At 29.7% G+C, this 17,569-nt stretch carries 18 protein-coding genes; 8 read left to right on the top strand and 10 right to left on the bottom strand.

All coding sequences use genetic code 11. From position 1 onward, the window contains the following. The first annotated feature begins 50 nt into the window (after positions 1-50). From L8X40_RS01655 to dnaK, 3 genes are read left to right on the top strand one after another with little or no spacing between them, the layout of a single operon-like run. Entirely contained in the window at positions 51-833 is a 783-nt protein-coding gene (locus tag L8X40_RS01655; protein WP_039641676.1) for an HrcA family transcriptional regulator, read from the top strand. Further along, positions 830-1,339 (top strand): nucleotide exchange factor GrpE, encoded by a 510-nt coding sequence (gene grpE, locus L8X40_RS01650; protein ID WP_087685043.1) that lies wholly within the window; start codon positions 830-832, stop codon positions 1,337-1,339. The genes L8X40_RS01655 and grpE overlap by 4 nt, the downstream gene beginning before the upstream one ends. Positions 1,340-1,361: 22 nt before the next feature. Beyond that, entirely contained in the window at positions 1,362-3,224 is a 1,863-nt protein-coding gene (dnaK, locus tag L8X40_RS01645; protein WP_114640400.1) for a molecular chaperone DnaK, read from the top strand. Between the two features lie 30 nt (positions 3,225-3,254). On the opposite strand, the gene L8X40_RS01640 is transcribed toward dnaK, so the two are convergent. Genes L8X40_RS01640 through L8X40_RS01630 form a run of 3 tightly spaced genes read right to left on the bottom strand, consistent with a single transcriptional unit; the run spans position 3,255 to position 5,318 of the window. Beyond that, positions 3,255-3,908, bottom strand: a complete 654-nt coding sequence (locus L8X40_RS01640) for a DNA/RNA non-specific endonuclease (protein WP_263667173.1) — start codon at positions 3,906-3,908, stop codon at positions 3,255-3,257. Beyond that, on the bottom strand, positions 3,905-4,348 hold the full coding sequence (locus tag L8X40_RS01635; protein ID WP_263667172.1) for a GatB/YqeY domain-containing protein: 444 nt from the start codon (positions 4,346-4,348) through the stop codon (positions 3,905-3,907). Before L8X40_RS01635 ends, L8X40_RS01640 begins: the two co-directional genes overlap by 4 nt. Positions 4,349-4,358: 10 nt before the next feature. After that, positions 4,359-5,318 carry a Ppx/GppA family phosphatase gene (locus L8X40_RS01630; protein WP_263667171.1) on the bottom strand — a complete coding sequence of 320 codons (960 nt, stop codon included), beginning with the start codon at positions 5,316-5,318 and terminating at the stop codon, positions 4,359-4,361. 55 nt (positions 5,319-5,373) lie between these two features. On the opposite strand from L8X40_RS01630, the gene L8X40_RS01625 reads away from it, so the two are divergent. Genes L8X40_RS01625 through L8X40_RS01615 form a run of 3 tightly spaced genes read left to right on the top strand, consistent with a single transcriptional unit; the run spans position 5,374 to position 8,805 of the window. Next, the gene (locus L8X40_RS01625) at positions 5,374-6,141 is read left to right on the top strand and encodes a pyridoxine 5'-phosphate synthase (protein WP_263667170.1); all 768 of its coding nucleotides are present in this window, start codon (positions 5,374-5,376) and stop codon (positions 6,139-6,141) included. Beyond that, a complete protein-coding gene (gene pdxA / locus L8X40_RS01620) occupies positions 6,138-7,238 on the top strand; it encodes a 4-hydroxythreonine-4-phosphate dehydrogenase (protein ID WP_263667169.1) in 1,101 nt (366 codons plus the stop codon). Before L8X40_RS01625 ends, pdxA begins: the two co-directional genes overlap by 4 nt. A gap of 46 nt (positions 7,239-7,284) precedes the next feature. Continuing rightward, on the top strand, positions 7,285-8,805 hold the full coding sequence (locus L8X40_RS01615; protein WP_039628409.1) for an inorganic phosphate transporter: 1,521 nt from the start codon (positions 7,285-7,287) through the stop codon (positions 8,803-8,805). On the opposite strand, the gene mnmH is transcribed toward L8X40_RS01615, so the two are convergent. Genes mnmH through L8X40_RS01580 form a run of 7 tightly spaced genes read right to left on the bottom strand, consistent with a single transcriptional unit; the run spans position 8,800 to position 14,053 of the window. After that, on the bottom strand, positions 8,800-9,783 hold the full coding sequence (gene mnmH, locus L8X40_RS01610) for a tRNA 2-selenouridine(34) synthase MnmH (RefSeq protein ID WP_263667168.1): 984 nt from the start codon (positions 9,781-9,783) through the stop codon (positions 8,800-8,802). The two genes, L8X40_RS01615 and mnmH, sit on opposite strands and share 6 nt — an antisense overlap. Continuing rightward, a complete protein-coding gene (locus L8X40_RS01605) occupies positions 9,776-10,264 on the bottom strand; it encodes an HIT family protein (RefSeq protein ID WP_087700651.1) in 489 nt (162 codons plus the stop codon). Before L8X40_RS01605 ends, mnmH begins: the two co-directional genes overlap by 8 nt. Next, positions 10,264-10,866, bottom strand: a complete 603-nt coding sequence (locus L8X40_RS01600) for an indole-3-glycerol-phosphate synthase TrpC (protein ID WP_214136017.1) — start codon at positions 10,864-10,866, stop codon at positions 10,264-10,266. The genes L8X40_RS01605 and L8X40_RS01600 overlap by 1 nt, the downstream gene beginning before the upstream one ends. Further along, positions 10,851-12,086, bottom strand: a complete 1,236-nt coding sequence (locus L8X40_RS01595) for a tetratricopeptide repeat protein (RefSeq protein WP_263667167.1) — start codon at positions 12,084-12,086, stop codon at positions 10,851-10,853. The genes L8X40_RS01600 and L8X40_RS01595 overlap by 16 nt, the downstream gene beginning before the upstream one ends. Beyond that, positions 12,062-12,433 carry a YkgJ family cysteine cluster protein gene (locus L8X40_RS01590; RefSeq protein ID WP_087700654.1) on the bottom strand — a complete coding sequence of 124 codons (372 nt, stop codon included), beginning with the start codon at positions 12,431-12,433 and terminating at the stop codon, positions 12,062-12,064. The genes L8X40_RS01595 and L8X40_RS01590 overlap by 25 nt, the downstream gene beginning before the upstream one ends. Next, positions 12,423-13,115, bottom strand: coding sequence for a tRNA1(Val) (adenine(37)-N6)-methyltransferase (locus L8X40_RS01585; RefSeq protein WP_214136016.1), 693 nt, complete (start codon positions 13,113-13,115; stop codon positions 12,423-12,425). The genes L8X40_RS01590 and L8X40_RS01585 overlap by 11 nt, the downstream gene beginning before the upstream one ends. Beyond that, on the bottom strand, positions 13,109-14,053 hold the full coding sequence (locus L8X40_RS01580) for an NAD(P)-binding domain-containing protein (protein ID WP_214100388.1): 945 nt from the start codon (positions 14,051-14,053) through the stop codon (positions 13,109-13,111). The genes L8X40_RS01585 and L8X40_RS01580 overlap by 7 nt, the downstream gene beginning before the upstream one ends. A 250-nt stretch (positions 14,054-14,303) precedes the next feature. Between L8X40_RS01580 and L8X40_RS01575 the strand changes: the two genes are divergently transcribed. Then, entirely contained in the window at positions 14,304-15,554 is a 1,251-nt protein-coding gene (locus L8X40_RS01575; protein WP_214100389.1) for an MFS transporter, read from the top strand. After that, positions 15,551-17,560: a CocE/NonD family hydrolase gene (locus L8X40_RS01570; protein WP_263667166.1), complete on the top strand. Its 2,010-nt coding sequence runs from the start codon at positions 15,551-15,553 to the stop codon at positions 17,558-17,560. Before L8X40_RS01575 ends, L8X40_RS01570 begins: the two co-directional genes overlap by 4 nt. The last annotated feature ends 9 nt before the right edge of the window (positions 17,561-17,569 follow it).

The raw sequence follows: 17,569 nt of genomic DNA, 5'->3' as shown, positions 1-17,569 counted from the left end.
TTATCACTTAAAAACATTGAGTGCTAAATTAAAAAAACTAAGGTTTTATAGTGAAGTCTTATAGTAAAAAAGATTTAATTTTAAAAACCATCATTGAGACTTATTTAGAGGGTAATAATCCTGTTGGTTCTAATGAGTTAAATCATAAAGTTAGCATACCTGCTTCTACTATAAGAGTTTATTTTAAAAAATTAAGTGATGAAGGTGTATTAACGCAACTTCATATTAGCAGTGGTCGCATACCAACTTTTAGTGCTATGAAGGCTTATTGGTATGAGCAACTTTGCGAAAATGAGATTGTGATTAATGATCTTGCCTTGTTGGAGTTTTTGCTTGATAAGTTTGAAATTTATACCTTAGTTTATGGTGGCGATGAGCTTATTTTGCAAGATATTACTAAAGTTAATGATAAATTTATCATACTTGATTTTGGACAAAATGAGTTGGTTTTAAGATTTAGTCAAGATGGTTTTATTTTTTTGCAAAGACTTGTAGGACTTGATCTAAAAAGTATTGAAAATTTAGCTTTTAGAGTTGAGTTTAAAGAGTTGTTAGAGAAGATAGCTATGCTAAAAGAAGCTATGGTTTATTATAGATATAATGAGAGCAAAGCTTATCAAATTTATCAAAATGATGAATTTGCTAAGCTTTTATCTCCTCAAATTGGATTTTATTTTAATGACAAATTGCAATTTGATCCTTTATTTGAAGAGGGTTTTATGGGGTTAAAGCTTAAGGGTACATTTTTAGGTAAAGAATCTAATGTGGTTTTTGCTGGTAGTGTGTATTCTGATTTTAAAACAATGTTAAATATTATAAAGGAGGCTGCGTGAGCGAAGAAAAGCAAAATGAGCAAATGCAAGAAGAAGCAGTGGAAAATTCAGAAAATCAAAACAATGAATTAGAAAAACTTCAGGCAGAGTATAATGAGTTAAAAGATACTTATTTAAGAGCAAATGCTGAATTTGAAAATATTAAAAAAAGAATGGAAAAAGAAAAAATTTCAGCAACAATTTATGCAAATGAAAGTTTTGCTAAAGATTTGCTTGATGTAGTTGATGCATTAGAGGCGGCTATTAATGTAGAAGCTAATGATGAATTAAGTTTAAAAATCAAAGAAGGGGTTCAAAACACTTTAGACTTGCTTTTGAAAAAACTTGAAAAACATATGGTTAAAGTAATAGAAGCAAATGGTGAGTTTGATCCAAATTTACATGAGGCGATGTTTCATGTTGAAAGTGCTGATCATGAAAGCAATCATATCGTCCAGCTTTTACAAAAGGGCTATATGATGAATGATAGAGTGATTAGATCAGCAAAAGTTAGTGTTGCAAAATAAAATTTAATAAAAAGGATAAAAAATGGCAAAAGTTATAGGTATAGATTTAGGTACAACAAATTCTTGTGTGAGTGTGTATGAAAGAGGCGAGAGTAAAGTTATCCCAAATAAAGAAGGTAAAAATACTACTCCTTCGGTAGTTGCTTTTACAGACAAGGGTGAAGTTTTAGTTGGAGATAGCGCTAAGCGTCAAGCTGTGACTAATCCTGAAAAAACTATTTATTCTATAAAAAGAATTATGGGTTTGATGATCAATGAAGAGGCGGCAAAAGAAGCTAAAAATCGCTTACCTTATCATATCACAGAAAGAAATGGGGCTTGTGCGATTGAAATAGCAGGTAAAATTTATACTCCACAAGAAATTTCAGCAAAAGTTTTAATGAAATTAAAAGAAGATGCAGAGGCTTTCTTGGGCGAAAAAGTAGAAGATGCAGTTATTACTGTTCCAGCGTATTTTAATGATGCACAAAGAAAAGCTACAAAAGAAGCAGGGCAAATTGCAGGATTGAATGTGTTAAGAATTATTAATGAACCAACTGCAGCAGCTTTGGCGTATGGACTTGATAAAAAAGAAAGTGAAAAAATTGTAGTTTATGATTTAGGTGGTGGTACATTTGATGTTACTGTGCTTGAAACAGGTGATAATGTTGTAGAAGTTTTAGCAACCGGTGGTAATGCATTTTTAGGTGGCGATGATTTTGATAATAAATTAATCGACTTTTTAGCAAATGAGTTTAAAGATGAAACAGGTATTGATCTTAAAAACGATGTAATGGCTTTACAAAGATTAAAAGAAGCAGCTGAAAATGCTAAAAAAGAATTAAGTTCAGCTAATGAAACTAATATTAATTTACCATTTATCACAGCTGATGCAAGTGGTCCAAAACACTTAACTAAAACTCTAACAAGAGCTAAATTTGAAAGTATGATTGATGGTTTAGTTGCTGAAACTATTAGTAAAATTAACGAAGTAGTAAAAGATGCAGGGCTTGATAAAAGTGAAGTAAAAGAAATCGTTATGGTGGGTGGTTCTACTCGTGTTCCACTAGTACAAGAAGAAGTTAAAAAAGCCTTTGGAAAAGAGCTTAATAAGTCAGTAAATCCTGATGAAGTTGTTGCAATAGGTGCAGCGATTCAAGGTGCGGTTATTAAAGGTGATGTTAAAGATGTATTATTGCTTGATGTTACTCCGCTTTCTTTAGGTATTGAAACTTTAGGTGGTGTGATGACTAAAATCATCGAAAAAGGCACAACTATACCAACCAAAAAAGAGCAAGTTTTCTCAACCGCTGAAGATAATCAAAGCGCAGTTACTATCAATGTTTTACAAGGTGAGAGAGAATTTAGCCGTGATAATAAATCTTTAGGAAATTTCAATCTTGAGGGAATTCCACCAGCACCTCGCGGTATGCCACAAATTGAAGTAACTTTTGATATTGATGCAAATGGTATTTTAACAGTTAGTGCAAAAGATAAAGCTACAGGTAAGGCTCAAGAGATTAAAATCACAGGTTCAAGTGGATTAAGTGAAGAAGAAATCAATAATATGGTAAAAGATGCAGAGCTTCACAAAGAAGAAGATAGAAAACGCAAAGAGGCAGTAGAAGCTAGAAATGCTGCTGATAGTTTGGTACATCAAGTAGAAAAGTCTTTAAGTGAGCTTGGAGATAAAGTAGGCGATGATGATAAAGCAAATATTCAAAAAGCTTTAGATGAGTTAAAAGAGACATTGAAAAATGCTAATGCTTCTAAAGAAGAAATCGAAGGCAAAATGAAAGCTTTAAGTGAAGTTTCTCATAAATTAGCAGAAAATATGTATAAAAAAGAAGAACCAAACGCTCAAAAGAAAAAAGACGATGATGTAATCGATGCTGAAGTTGAGTAAAAACTAAACTAGAAGCCTTGCGCTTCTAGTTTAATCAATATATTTTTTACAATCTTCCTTAAAATAATTTCTATCAAATCTTGCAAAATTATCATTATTTGGAACTTTATAGCATTCACTGAAATTTTTAGCCTTAAGAATTTTGACATAAAAACTAGGAATGGCTATGTTGTTTTTAATGCGTTTTGGCTTATCATCATAAAGTATTAAATTTAAGACTTCTAATTCTTTATTTTTCTTTGCTAAATATCTTTCTCTTTGTTCGATTTCATTCCAAATTTCTGCATTGATATCTTTTTTTTGTGGAGTTATGTTGCTCATTAAAAAAGTACTAAGTTGAGCTTGTGGGGTTGCATTCATGGATTGATTTGGCACGACATGCCCTCTTGTATAGCCACTTCTTAGATAATCCTCCCAATAAGTTCTGTATTTTTTAGGTATATTGGTATCTTCTTGAAATCTTGGGCGTTTTTTGATGTGCCCTTGATTTAAAATTTTAGCTTCTAGTTTATAAGCAATTGCCTTAGTGCCTTTATAGTTATAATCATAACAATTGATATAATAATACTTATCCATCAATAAAGAGCAGTCTTTAAAATACGGCTTAAAGCTAGGATGTAACTCATATTGGGTATAAGCAAAAGAGCTTAAAGCTAAGGCACAAAGTGTTAAAACTTTTTTCATGCTAAAAGCTTTCTTACCATTTCATTAAGTCTTTTACCATCAACGCTTGCGCCAAAAGCTGCTTTAGCTTCTTTCATCAAAATACCTTGTTCTTTTAAAGAGCTAATTTGTAATTTATCTATAAGTTTTTTTAGCTCACTTTCTAATTCCTCATCGCTAAGTTGTTTTGGTAAATAAGCACTTAAAATAGCTACTTCTTGGAGTTCTTTTTGTGCTAAATCTTCTCTAGAGCCTTTAGAAAAAGCCAAAGCTGCTTCATTTCGTTTTTTAATCTCACTTGCAATGATTTTGTATATTCTTTCATCACTAAGCGTAATTCTCTCATCAACTTCTATTTGTTTAAAGCTAGCATTAAGCGTTCTTAAAGTATTTCTTTTAAAATCATCTTTATTACGCATAGCTTCTTTAATGTCTTCTAAAATTTGATCTTTTAAACTCATTTTTTCTCCTTTAAAATTTGATATTTTTAAAATGTGCTATACACACACCTTCTCTAACACCATCATCAATCACAATGAGCTTTTGCTTATTAAATAAAGCAAAAAGTATCATTGAGCCTGCTATGAGGTATTTTTTTCTATTTTCTCCAAGATAAATTTTAGCTTTTTCTTGTTCTAAATTCCAAATTTTTAATGCAAAATCAAAAAAATCTTTGCGTTTGAGTATTTTACCATTAACACTTTCTTCTAGGTAATCTTTGTATTTTATGTTTTGTTTATAAGCACAAAGTGTGGTAGGTACTCCTGAATTTAGTATGAAAAAATTTCCTTTTAATTTTATATCTTTACTAAGATTAAAAGCTTTTAAGACAAGCTGCTTTAAATGTGCAGGGTAGGGGCTTAGATGAATTTTTAATTTTTCATCTTTAATGCGTGCAAGATTTTGCGGGTATTTTTTAAAAAATCTTACATAAGCACTTGGTTTTATAGCTTTAAAATGCATTCTTTCATAAAAACTAATAATTCCAAAATCATAACTTTTACTAAACTTATCATTTGAAATTTCACAAGAAGCACCACCCAAATCACAATAGTTTAAGTCTTTTCTAAAAAGTTTAAGAGTTTTAAGACGCTCTTGCATACCTAAAATGCTTAGTTTTGCTTCGGTTTTTGCATCGATTAATTTTATATCAAGTTTAAATTCTTTTTGAATTTTTTCAAAAATAAACTCAGTATTTTTTGCTTTTCTAAAAGCAGCTGTGGCGACTGCTTTGGCTTGACTTAAATCATAATTTTTTTCTTTTAAGATTTTTAAAGCGCTAAAAATTCTTTCTATGGCTTCATCGCTAATGGTGTCATTTTGCATATTTTTAGCTGCGCCTATGATAAATTCTTCGCTTTTTAATTTATTAAAATTCTCATCCATTAAAACAGCTCTTAATGTATTTGAACCCATATCAATACCTAGCACTAGCTCTCCTTAAAAAATTTAAAGTATAATAGCAAAAAACTTATAAGGAAAACTTATGCTTTTAGGGGTTAATATCGATCATATAGCAGTTTTAAGAGAAGCTAGAAAAGTAAATGATCCTGATTTGCTTGAGGCTGCTTTTTTGAGTGCAAATTTAGCTGATCAAATCACTATCCATGTAAGAGAAGATCGTCGCCATGCTAATGAGTTTGATTTAGAAAATATCTTAAAATATTGCAAATGTGTAGTGAATTTAGAATGTTCTATTGATATGATAGAATATGCTTTAAAATACAAACCCTCGCGCGTTACTTTAGTGCCCGAAAAAAGACAAGAGCTTACAACAGAAGGTGGTTTAAATTTAGATAATGAAAAACTACAAGAAGCTATTAATGCTTTAAAGCAAGAGCAAATCGAAGTTTCTTTATTTATTGATCCAAATTTAGAAGATATTAAAAAATCATCTTCTTTAAATGCTGATTTTATAGAACTTCATACAGGCTTGTATGCTAATATTTATAATGCGCTATATACTAATATCAATCAAACTTCTTATGCATTGCCTAAATTAATTTTAAGTAAGAATGAACTCAAAAAGCTTTTAGAAAATGAACTCCAAAGATTAAAACAAAGTGCAAGTTTGGCTAAGAGTTTAAATTTAAGAGTGGCTGCTGGACATGGGCTTAATTATAAAAATGTAAAAAATATTGTAGATATTTTAGAGATAGAAGAGTTAAATATAGGTCAAAGCATAGTAGCAAGATCGGTTTTTGTGGGCTTAGAAAAAGCTATATTGCAAATGAAAGCTTTGATTAAAAGATGAAAAAAATTGCTATTAGTATAGGGGATTTAAATGGCATAGGTATACAGATTTTATTAGCTTGTCATGATGAGCTAGTAAAAATTTGCGAACCTTATTATTTTGTACATTATGAATTATTTCAAAAAGCAAGTAAGCTTTTGAAAATAAATCCTAAATCCAAAATCAATTTAGTTGAAATTTCTAATGCTTCAAAACCACAATTTAGTTTTAAAGAAGAAAAAGAAAATTTTTTAATTTATGAGTTTTCATATCAAGCTAGCAAAATTATTGATTTTGATTTTGAGTTAAATCCTGCGAATTTAGACGCTAAAAGTGGGGTTTATTCTTTTTTAAGTTTTGAAGGAGCTAGTTATTGCACGCATTTATTTTTAGATGCTTTGGTAACTTTACCGATTAATAAAAAGACTTGGCAAATGGGGGGAGTGAACTATAAAGGTCATACTGAGGCACTAAGAGATTTTTTCAAACAAGATGCTATTATGATGTTAGGGTGTGATGAGCTTTTTGTGGCTTTGTATACTGAGCATATGGCTTTAAGAGATGTTTATAAAGAGATTAAGGCTTTTGAGCTTGCGCAATTTTTAATTAATTTTTATCAATGCACTTTATTTGAAAAAATTGGAGTTTTGAGTTTTAATCCTCATGCAAGTGATAATGGCGTAATAGGCGGAGAAGAAGAGCAGGAAATAAAAAAAGCTATAAGAATGGCAAATGTATTTTTAAAAGATTACACGTTAAATTTACAAAATTTAGAAAATGAAGATTTTTTAAGTCAAAAAGAAAAAGAGTTTTCTTATAAGGAAAATATTTATTTAAGTGAGCCTTTGGTGGCTGATAGTGCTTTTACCCCTTTTGCGTTAAGTAAATGCAAGTATTTAGTGAGTATGTACCATGATGTAGGCTTAGCGCCTTTAAAGGCTTTGTATTTTGAAAAAAGTATTAATGTAAGTTTAAATTTACCTATAATTCGTACTAGTGTTGATCATGGAACAGCTTATGATAGGGCCTATAAAAATGAAAAAATTAATTTACAAAGTTATATGCAAGCAGTGAAATCTGCTTTGCAATTTTTAAAAATCAAAGAAAAAACTAAGTAAAAGTTACTAAAATTAATTCATTGAAATAAATTCTTAAGGAGAATGCTTGAGTAAAGATAATGCTATTGCATTTTTTATTTTTATTGTGAGTGTTTTATGCTTTTTTGTTTGGGGGTATAATTATATTCCTAATAATTCCATGATATTATTTATCCTTGCTAGTGTATTTGGTATTTTCATGGCCTTTAATGTCGGTGGTAATGATGTTGCAAATTCATTTGGTACTAGTGTGGGTGCTAAAACAGTTACTATAAAACAAGCTTTGATTATTGCAGCGGTATTTGAATTAAGCGGGGCTGTGTTTGCAGGAGGAGAAGTAACAAATACTATAAGAAGTGGTATAGTAGTTTTACCTGATGGAATTAATCCCATGGTATTTGTATGTGTAATGCTCTCAGCTTTGCTAAGTTCAGGAATTTGGCTTTTTGTAGCGACTAAAAAAGGACTTCCAGTTTCTACTACTCATAGTATTATAGGAGGTATTGTAGGCTCAAGTATTGCTATGGGCTTTGTATTTTTTGATCAAGATCAAGCATTATCTATGGTAAATTGGAATGGTATTTATAAAATAGCTATGAGTTGGGTTATTTCGCCTTTGCTTGGTGGGCTTGTGGCGTATTTAATTTATGCTTATATTTATAAAAAAATTCTAAAGCCATCAGAAGAAATAACTCTTGTGGTAAAAGAAATCAAAAAAGAAAAAAAAGCATTTAAAGAAGAATATTTTAAAAATTTAAAAAACAAAAGTCAAGAAGAGCAAATCAAAGAACTTAGTGCTATTGTTTTAGATGATGATGAAAAAAGAAGTGAATATAAGTTAAAAATCAAAGAATTAAAAGAAAAAGAAAAAAACATAGATGTTTTCTCAAGAATGAAATTTCATGTTCCTTTAATAGCAGGTGTAGGCGCATTGACTATTGCTTCTATGTTTTTATTTAAGGGTTTAAATAATGTTTCTACTTTAGATGTAATGCAAAATTTATGGATAGTTTCGATCATTTCTATTTTTGCTTATATTGTTACTTTAGCGGTTGTGAGATTGATGAAAAAAACGCAGGTTAATAAGACCATAGAAAAGATTTTTTCGTGGTTTCAAATTTTTACTGCTTCAAGTTTTGCTTTTTCACATGGAGCTAATGATATAGCTAATGCTCTTGGGCCATTTGCTGCTATTTTAGATGTACTTAAAAATAATACCATTAATCCTAGCTCACCAGTGCCTTTTGCTGTAATGCTTATGTTTGGCATAGCTTTAGTTATTGGACTTTGGTTTTTAGGTAAAGAAGTTATTCAAACTGTGGGTTCAAAACTTGCTGAAATTAAACCAACAACAGGCTTTAGTGCTGAACTTGGTGCAAGTATTGTTATACTTTTAGCCACTCAACTTGGAATTCCAGTTAGCTCAACCCATATTTTAATCGGTGCAATTTTAGGTATAGGAGTGTTTAATAAAGATGCTAAATGGGCTATGATGAAGCCTATTGGTTTAGCATGGGTGATTACTTTACCAGTTGCTGGAATTCTTTCAAGCATTATTTTTATTATCTTTGTAAATACAATCTTATGAGTTTAAACTCATAAGATGTTTTTTAGCTTCATTTAAATTAGAACTATTGATAAAATAATCAATTTTTACAGGTTTTTTATATACTTTATCATAATATTCAAAAAGCATTTTTACACAAAGTTCTAAATTGTTTTCTTCATAATTTTGACAAAGTTTCATTTTGAAATCTTTACTGATATAAGGTGATATTTTTTCAACACATTGATAAAATACTTTTTTATCCATAGGAGTGTAGTTTTTTAAAACTCTTTGAATGCGTAAATTCGTGTCGCATTCACACCAAATTTTCTTAGCTTTTTGCATGCTATTGTATAAATTTAAAGGAATAGTTAAATTTCCAATTTGTCTGCTTTCAGCTTCTATAAAACAAGTTTTATGAGTATAATCTTTTAAAAAATAAAACAACTCATCTTCAAAAGCTTTTTGACTTGGTTGTTCTCCATAAATTTTACCAAAACTTGATCCTTGGTGGTTAGCTAGTTTTTCTAAATTTAAAGCATTGTCTAAAGTTTGGATTAAATCACTTTTACCACTTGCTGTATTACCGCAAAGACATAAAAACTCAATATTTAAATCTTTGGTAAAAAACTCACTCACATAGCTTCTATAAGCTTTATATCCACCTTCTAACCTTACAACCCTATAACCAAGTTCAGCTAAGATTAAAGCAATAGCTTTTGATCTTTTACCACCCCTTGCGCAATAAATTCCCACTAAAGAGCCTATTTTATAATTTTGATAAATTTTATTAATATGCTCACTCATATTTTTACAAATATAACTTGCACCTTTTGCTTTAGCTAGGCCTTTGTTTTTCTTATAAAGTGTGCCTATTTCTTCAAATTCATTATCATTGAGTGCGTAGTAGTTTTGCGCAGATTTTATATGAGCAAGTTTGTATTCTTTAGGACTTCTTACATCGATTAAAAGATCAAAATTAAATTTTAAAAAATTTTCAAAATCAACTTCTTTATACATAGTCTTTAAAAGCTTTACATAAGGTGGTATAAACTTTTTCTAAATCACTCCCGCAAACTCTAGTTTGCCCTATGGTAGTGATAAAATTTGTATCGCCTTGCCATCTTGGGATTAAATGATAATGACAATGTGGTGCTATACCAGCTCCTGCTGCACTGCCTAAATTCATACCTATATTAACACCCTTAGCGTGAAAGTTTTCTTTTAAAATTTTAACTCCAATACGCACAAAATGGCTAATTTCTAGCCATGTATCATTACTTAAATCTTCTATATTTTCTAAATGCTCATAAGGGATAATCATAAAATGACCCGGACTATAAGGGTATTTATTCATAATACCAAAACATTCTTTAGCTCTAAAAATCACCCCAAGTTTTTCATCTTCATTAAGTTCATGCTTGCAATGACAAAAAGGGCAAAAATTTTTATCTTTATTGTTAAAATAAACATCCCTCCAAGGTGCGTATAAATACTCCATCAACTCTCCTTTATGCAAGCATGTAGATTTTTAATATTTTTACTTATAAGAGCTTTATTTTTTGGTATCAAAGGCAATAGCTTTTCATCTTCTAATAAAAAAATTCTAGCTCCTGCTAAAATAGCATTATTAAGATCGCTTTTGCTTTCAAGGTAAAAAATAGCCTCTAAGCCAAGATGTATTGTAAAATTATAGAGTTTTTTTAGTTGCATAGTTTTTAGCATTTTAGGAAATACAATAAACGCATCAGCTCCATACACCAAGCTTTCTAAAATTTGATATTCATCAAAAATAAAATCAAATTGCACAATAGGTTTTTCATTATAGCGCCTAAAAAGACTTAAATTTTGTATGTCTTGATGAAGCAAAGGGCTTGTTGGTAAGATGATGGCATCAAAATTTTCATGATTAAAATTTAAATCTTTAGAATATAAAAAATGTGAAAGTTTTCCTTCAAGTAAAAGTGTATAAATATCTTTAGGATAAAAGGCATTAGAAGCTAGACTTCTACCTAGCATATCATAAGGAAAAATTTCTTTTTTATTTTCAAGAATTTTTTGTGTTTTTGAAAAATGATTTTTTAAATCTATTGTTTTAAACATTTTTCAATGGCCTTTAAATGCTCTTTACTTTCATCTGAGCTTGAAAATTCTTTATCATGCAGTGTTTTTTGCAAAATTTCATAAGCCTTTTTGCAATCTTTAAGTTTATAATAGCCCCAAGCTAAAGAATCAAGATAATAAAGATTTTGTGGTTCTTGTTCAAGTGCCCAGCCTACTAGCTCTATACCTTTGGCTATATCAATATCATATTCAATCAAGGCATAGCCATAGTAGTTTTGATATAAAGCATCACTGCGCACATCTACGCTTTGTTCAAATTTTTTCATGATAGAAGCTAGAATTTTTGGGTCCGTGACTTTTTTACTTTTAGGATCCATATGAATTTCAAATTCTAAAACACCTGCCATAGAAAGATATTTTTTATCTTTACTAAGTTCATAATGTTTTAAAGCTATTTCATAAGCTTTTTTATAATCTTTTGTTTGTGTATATAAGAAAATTTTAGTATCAGGATCTATGTTATATTTTTGGGTTAAATTTAGAGCTTGAGTATAATTTTTTTCTTGTACTAGTAATTCTATCATAGCGTAGATGTATTTAATATCATTGTTGAGTTTATATAGCTTTTCAAGGGTTTGAATACTTGCTTTATAATCTTTTTGCTCTTGATAAATTTTTAAAAGTAGGGTGCATGTTTTAAGGGTGCAATGTGAGTTTTTTACAAATTCTTCTAAGGCCTTTTTGGCTTGGTTGATATTTTTATTTTTGATATTAATTTCAACTATTTTAAGTAATAAATTTTCATGCTCAAAAAGCTTATAAGCAAGATTGTATTGCTCTAAAGCTTTAGTGTATAAAGCTTTTTTGGCAAAAATATCGCCTAATATTTCATAATTTCTATAATCTTGTTCCTCTTTAATGAGTTTATAAAGTATAGCTTCAGCTTGTTTATAATCTCCTATTTCAAAAAAATATAAAGCATTTAATCTTGCAATGGCTGTGTGTTCTAAAAAGTCTTTAGAAGCTTTTAAAAGCTCATCTTTTTGTTTTAAATTAGCACTTAAAGCTAAAAGTAAAGCCTTTTGTAAATAAATACTTTCATTATTTTCATGAAATAAATTTGTATAAATATCACATGCTTTTTGAAATTGTCCATGCTCTTCATAAATAAGTGCTTGTAGGATTTTATCTTCTCCTTTAGCTAAAGCAAGGCTTGTTAGGATAAAAACTATAATTAGTGAAAGCAAACCCCTATACATTCTTTTTTTAACTCCTCTTTGTGTGTTTTAAAATACTCCCAAAATGGAAAAGTTCTACATTGTTTTGGTCTATGCTTGTAAATTAAACATTTTTTATACATTGTATCAAAAAAAATACAACGATAGCCATTTTCATACTTTGCTTCTTTAAAGCTATATTTAAACCCAACTTTGATGAGGTATTGTTCTTTAAAGACTTCAAAGCTTAATTTTAAAAAACTAGCAATAGCTTCTAGTTCTTCTTTGCTAGCATAGATATATCCACTTTCTCCAGTGCAACACCTCCCGCCACATTTTTCACAAGCACTTTCATCAAAAGAATAATCAAAACCTTTTTCACACATCATAGCTTATAGTTCCTGTATTTTTATAAATTTCACTAATTTTTGGATTTAAAACATCATTTTCATACATAAAAAGCGTAGGCATTATCGCACAAGGGCTTTTGCTGTTTTTTTTAATATGCATTAAAACAAGTCTTGCGTTAGTTTGTGTATTGGTATGAATGCATTGAAGTGAAACTAGTTTTAGTTTAAATTGTCTTAAATAAGCACAAATTGCATCTATAAAACTTGCCTCATAACACATAAAAAAACTACCATTTGGTTTGATTAAAGTATTTATTTTAGCAAACATCTTCTCAAGTGGCATAAATTCTTGATATCTTGATATACATAAATGTAAATCTTGGCTTTTTTGCGTATTTTTTTTATAAAATGGAGGGTTAGAGATTAAAAAATCAAATTTTGTATTACTTTTATAGTTTAAAAAGTCTTCACAAATGCCTTGAATTTCAAGTTTATTTTCTTTGGCATTTTTATAACTTAGTTTGATATTTTGCTCTTGGATATCTAGTAGATAAACATTTGAATTTGGAAATTTTTGCTTTATCAAAAGTCCTAAAATTCCACAACCACATCCTATATCAAGGATATTTCCTTTTAAATTATATTTAGATAAAAAGTCAAAAAGCAAAAGACTATCGTTATTATAGCGATAGCCTTTTGAATATTGAAAGAGTTTTAGCATTTATAAAGATGATCGCAGATTTTAAATGAATCATTTAAACCCACTACAATAGAAGCTCCGTTTTTACTCGCTATATCACCTGCTACGAATAATCCTTTTACATTGCTTTCTTTATTTTCATCAAAGCTTGGTACACCTTTTTCATCAACTTCTATAGAGCATTTTTGTAAGAAATCAAGTGGAGTTGAACCACCAATAGCATAAATAATACGATCATAAATCTCATTTGTATCATTAGTAAAATTTACTTTAGCTTTACCGCTTTCATCTTCAATGCTAGTTATATCTATGCCAAGTTTTGCTTTTATGCTGCCTTGCTCAAAAGCTTTTTGAATATCTTCAAGATTGATATCGTTTAATCTCGAGAAGGTTTCTCTTCTATAGCAAAGTGTCACATCATTATTTTTAGCTAAATCTATAGCATATTCTGCTGCTGAATTTCCACCACCTACAACTAAGATTTTTTCACCTTGGCTTGTTGAGTTTGCATTAAAATTGATGATTTTAGTTAAAGTTATAGGTAGAGTATAGCTTGGTTTATTTGGTTTACCCATTCTACCTATGGCAATAACTGCATTTTTGCAAATATAATTTTCATTTGCAGTACTAACGATGAAATTTTCTCCATCTTTTTTAATGCTTTCAACTTCACTAGAAAGTTTTACTTCAAGGTTATGTTCTTTAATGGCATTTTGGAAAGTTTCTATTGTGCTTTCTCTAGTCCCATCTTCAAAATTTATATGTCCGTGATTTGTACTATCGCAACCTTTATAAGCTTTGTCTACTCTTTTACCTTCTTTGTAAAATTTTACTAAGGTTTGACAAATCGCATCAGCTTTTTCTAAAACAACAACTTCTTTATTTTTTATTTTAGCTTCTACTCCTGCTGCAATACCTGCAGGACCAGCGCCGATAACTACCATATCAAAAATTTTCATTATTTCCCTTTTTTAGTATTTTTAATATGTAAATGTATCAAAAAAATGATAATGAAATATAAAAATTATCTGTAATTTTTATATTTCATAGAATTTTTATCGTAATTATATTTTATTTAATTAATAATTTTTTTAAAAAATATCTTAAATGTGTAAAAAAATATATCAATTTTTAATTTTTATCTAAAAATATTTATTTTTGAATAAAAAAATAAAAAATCATATATAGTATAAAAAAGGAGGTTGGTTGATGTATCAAAATGAAAAACATAGTTTAAAAAATAATTTTTTTACACTTTTACTGTTATCTTTTTGTGGATCTATTATTTATGGTTTGCCTTATTTTAGAAAGTATTATTATGATGATTATATGAGTCTTTATCATTTAAATAATTTTGAAATGGGGCTTTTGGGTAGTGCTTATGGATTGCTTGGTTTGTTTTCTTATGCTTTAGGAGGTTATTTAGCAGATCGTTTTGCACCAAAAAAATTATTGATTTTTTCTTTAATTGCTACAGGGTTTGGTGGTTTGTTGCATTTATATTTTACTTCTTTAAATGCGCTTTTGATTATTTATGGAATCTGGGGAATTACTTCATTATTAACTTTTTGGCCTTCTTTGATGAAGATAGTAAGAAGTTTGGCAAATTCTAAAGAGCAAGCAAAAGCTTATGGAATTTTTGAAGGTGGTAGAGGTGTTGTTGGTGCTGCACATTTGGCTATAGCTACAAGTATTTTTGGATATTTTCAAACAAAAGCTTTAGCCGCACAAGGTATAGAAATGGTTATTATTTTTTATTCTATAGCTCCTATTGCAAGTGCTGTTTTATTATTTTTTCTTTTAAAAGATGAAGTTAATGAACAAAGCGAGAAGATTAAAATCAAAGATTTAGTTTTTCTTTTGAAAAATTCTGCTCTTTGGCTTGTGGTTGCTATTACTTTTTGTACCTATTTTTTTAATATGAGCTTTTATTATTTTACTCCTTATGCAAGTAATGTGATAGGGGCTTCTGCTGTTTTTGCAGCTATTTTAACAGTATTAGCTCAATATATTCGTCCTGTTTCTTCTGTGGTAGGTGGGTTTATAGCAGATGGATATGGAAAGGCTAAAATAATGATGATAGGCTTTATTTTAATGGGAATTGGTGTTATTTTTTTAATGCTTAGTTCAAAATTAAATGGATTTTTGCAAATGAGCGTTTTAACTTCTGCTTGTGTGGTAATTTATGTAGCTATGTATTCTAATTTTGGAATTTATTATTCTTTACTTAGTGAGGGAAAAATTCCTATTCATTTAGCAGGTATGGCCATAGGTATTGTATCTACTTTTGGATATTTACCTGAGGTTTTTGCACCTTTGCTTGCTGGAGATTTATTAGATAGATATCCAGGTGTAAAAGGTTTTCATATATATTTTACTATTATGATAGCTATGGCTATTTTGGGTGTAATGTTTTGTTTGATTTGGATTAAAAAATACAATAAAAAGGAGATGAAATGAAAGAAATTATTTTTGATTTTAAAAATAAGGTTAGAGTGATAGAAAATGAATGGATAGTTTTAAAAGATGGCACCAAACTTTCATCACGAATTTGGCTTCCTCAGGTAAAAGAAAAAGTTCCTGCTATATTAGAATACATTCCTTATAGAAAAAATGATGGAACAAGAGGTAGAGATGAGCCTATGCATGGATATTTTAGCGGTAATGGCTATGCGGTTGTTAGAGTTGATATTAGAGGAAGTGGGGAATCTGATGGTTTATTAGAAGATGAATATTTAAAGCAAGAACAAGATGATGCCTTAGAAGTTATTGAGTGGATAGCAAAGCAAGAATGGTGTAATGGAAATATTGGTATGATGGGTAAATCTTGGGGTGGATTTAATTCTTTACAAGTTGCAGCAAGAAGACCTAAAAATTTAAAAGCTATTATAGTGGTAGGTTTTACTGATGATAGATTTAATGAAGATATTCATTATAAAGGTGGATGTTTGCTTAATGATAATTTTTGGTGGGGTAATATCATGCTTGCATATCAATCACGCTTTGTTGATCCAAAAATTGATCCAAATGGTAGAAATAAATGGCTCAATAGGCTTGAGAATATGCCTTTATGGCCCACATTGTGGCTTGAGCATACTTTAAAAGATGACTATTGGAAGCATGGATCTGTTAGAGAAAATTATGATGATATACAAGTTCCTGTTTTTGCATTAGATGGGTGGGCTGATTCTTATACTAATCCTGTTTTTACTCTAATGAATGGTTTAAAAGTTCCAAAAAAAGCTATCGTTGGTCCTTGGGCTCATGTTTATCCTCATGATGGCTCTCCTTTACCTGCAATGGGCTTTTTACAAGAAGCACTTAAATGGTGGGACAAATGGCTTAAAAATGAAGAAAATGATGCGCTTGAAGCTCCTATGATACAAGCATATATTGAAAATAGCTCTAAGCCAAATTCAAAAACAGAGAAAGTAGAAGGTCGTTTTGTTGGTTTAAATGATTTTAAAAATGATATTAGCTATAAAAAATACTATTTAAATCCGTATAAACTAATATGCAAAAAATCAAGTGAATTTATCAAAATCAACACTCCATTAAATCATGGGCTTTTATCCGGAGAGTGGATGGGGGCTGGTGTTTTAGGAGAAAGTCCTAGTGATCAAAGGCTAGATGATGGGATGGCAGTTGTTTTTGAAAGTGATTTTTTAGAACAAGATTTAGATATTTTGGGTTTTCCAGTTTTAAATGTAAAAATTGCAAGTGATCAAGAAAAAGCTATGCTCTTTGCTCAGCTTAGTGAAGTTAGAGCTGATGGTTTTGTAAAAAGAGTAAGTTATGGAGTGATCAATCTTGCATTAAGTGATGATAAAGAGCAATTTATACCTTTAAAAAAAGATGAATTTATCCAAAAGCAAATCAAACTTGATGCTTGTGGATATAGATTTGCTAAGGGTTCTAAGATAAGATTATCATTAGCGAATTCTTTTTGGCCTATGTTTTGGCCTATGCCAAAAATTTCAACCTTGACTTTAGATTTAAATGAGTGTGAATTTAATTTGCCATGTTTTAGTGGTCAAGATAGCGATAAAATCAATATGCAAGCACAAAGTGCTCCTTTGACCCCAATAACACTTTTAGAAGAAGGTAGGGTAGATAGAAGCATTTCTTATGATATTTTAAACGATACTTGGACTTGTATTACAGATGGTGTTGGTGGAGTTTTTGGAGAAGGTATTTATAGGTTTGATGAGGTTGATGTTTTAGTAAAGCATAATTTAAAAAGAGAATTAAAACTTCAAAATGAAAACCCATTAAGCGCGCAATATACCATTACTCAAACAATGCAAATAGGACGTGAAGGTTGTATGATGGAGGCGGATATAATCTTAACACAAACTAGTGATTTGGAGTATTTTTATATTAAGGGAAAAATAGCAGTCAAAGAAAACGATAAGCTTGTTTTTGATAAAAAATATGATTATAAAACTAAAAGAAATAGTTTGTAAAATTTCCCA

Origin of the sequence: Campylobacter sp. CNRCH_2013_0855, assembly GCF_025773025.1 — a bacterium.
Classification (GTDB): domain Bacteria; phylum Campylobacterota; class Campylobacteria; order Campylobacterales; family Campylobacteraceae; genus Campylobacter_D; species Campylobacter_D jejuni_C.
This window is presented reverse-complemented; position numbering and strand designations above follow the sequence as displayed.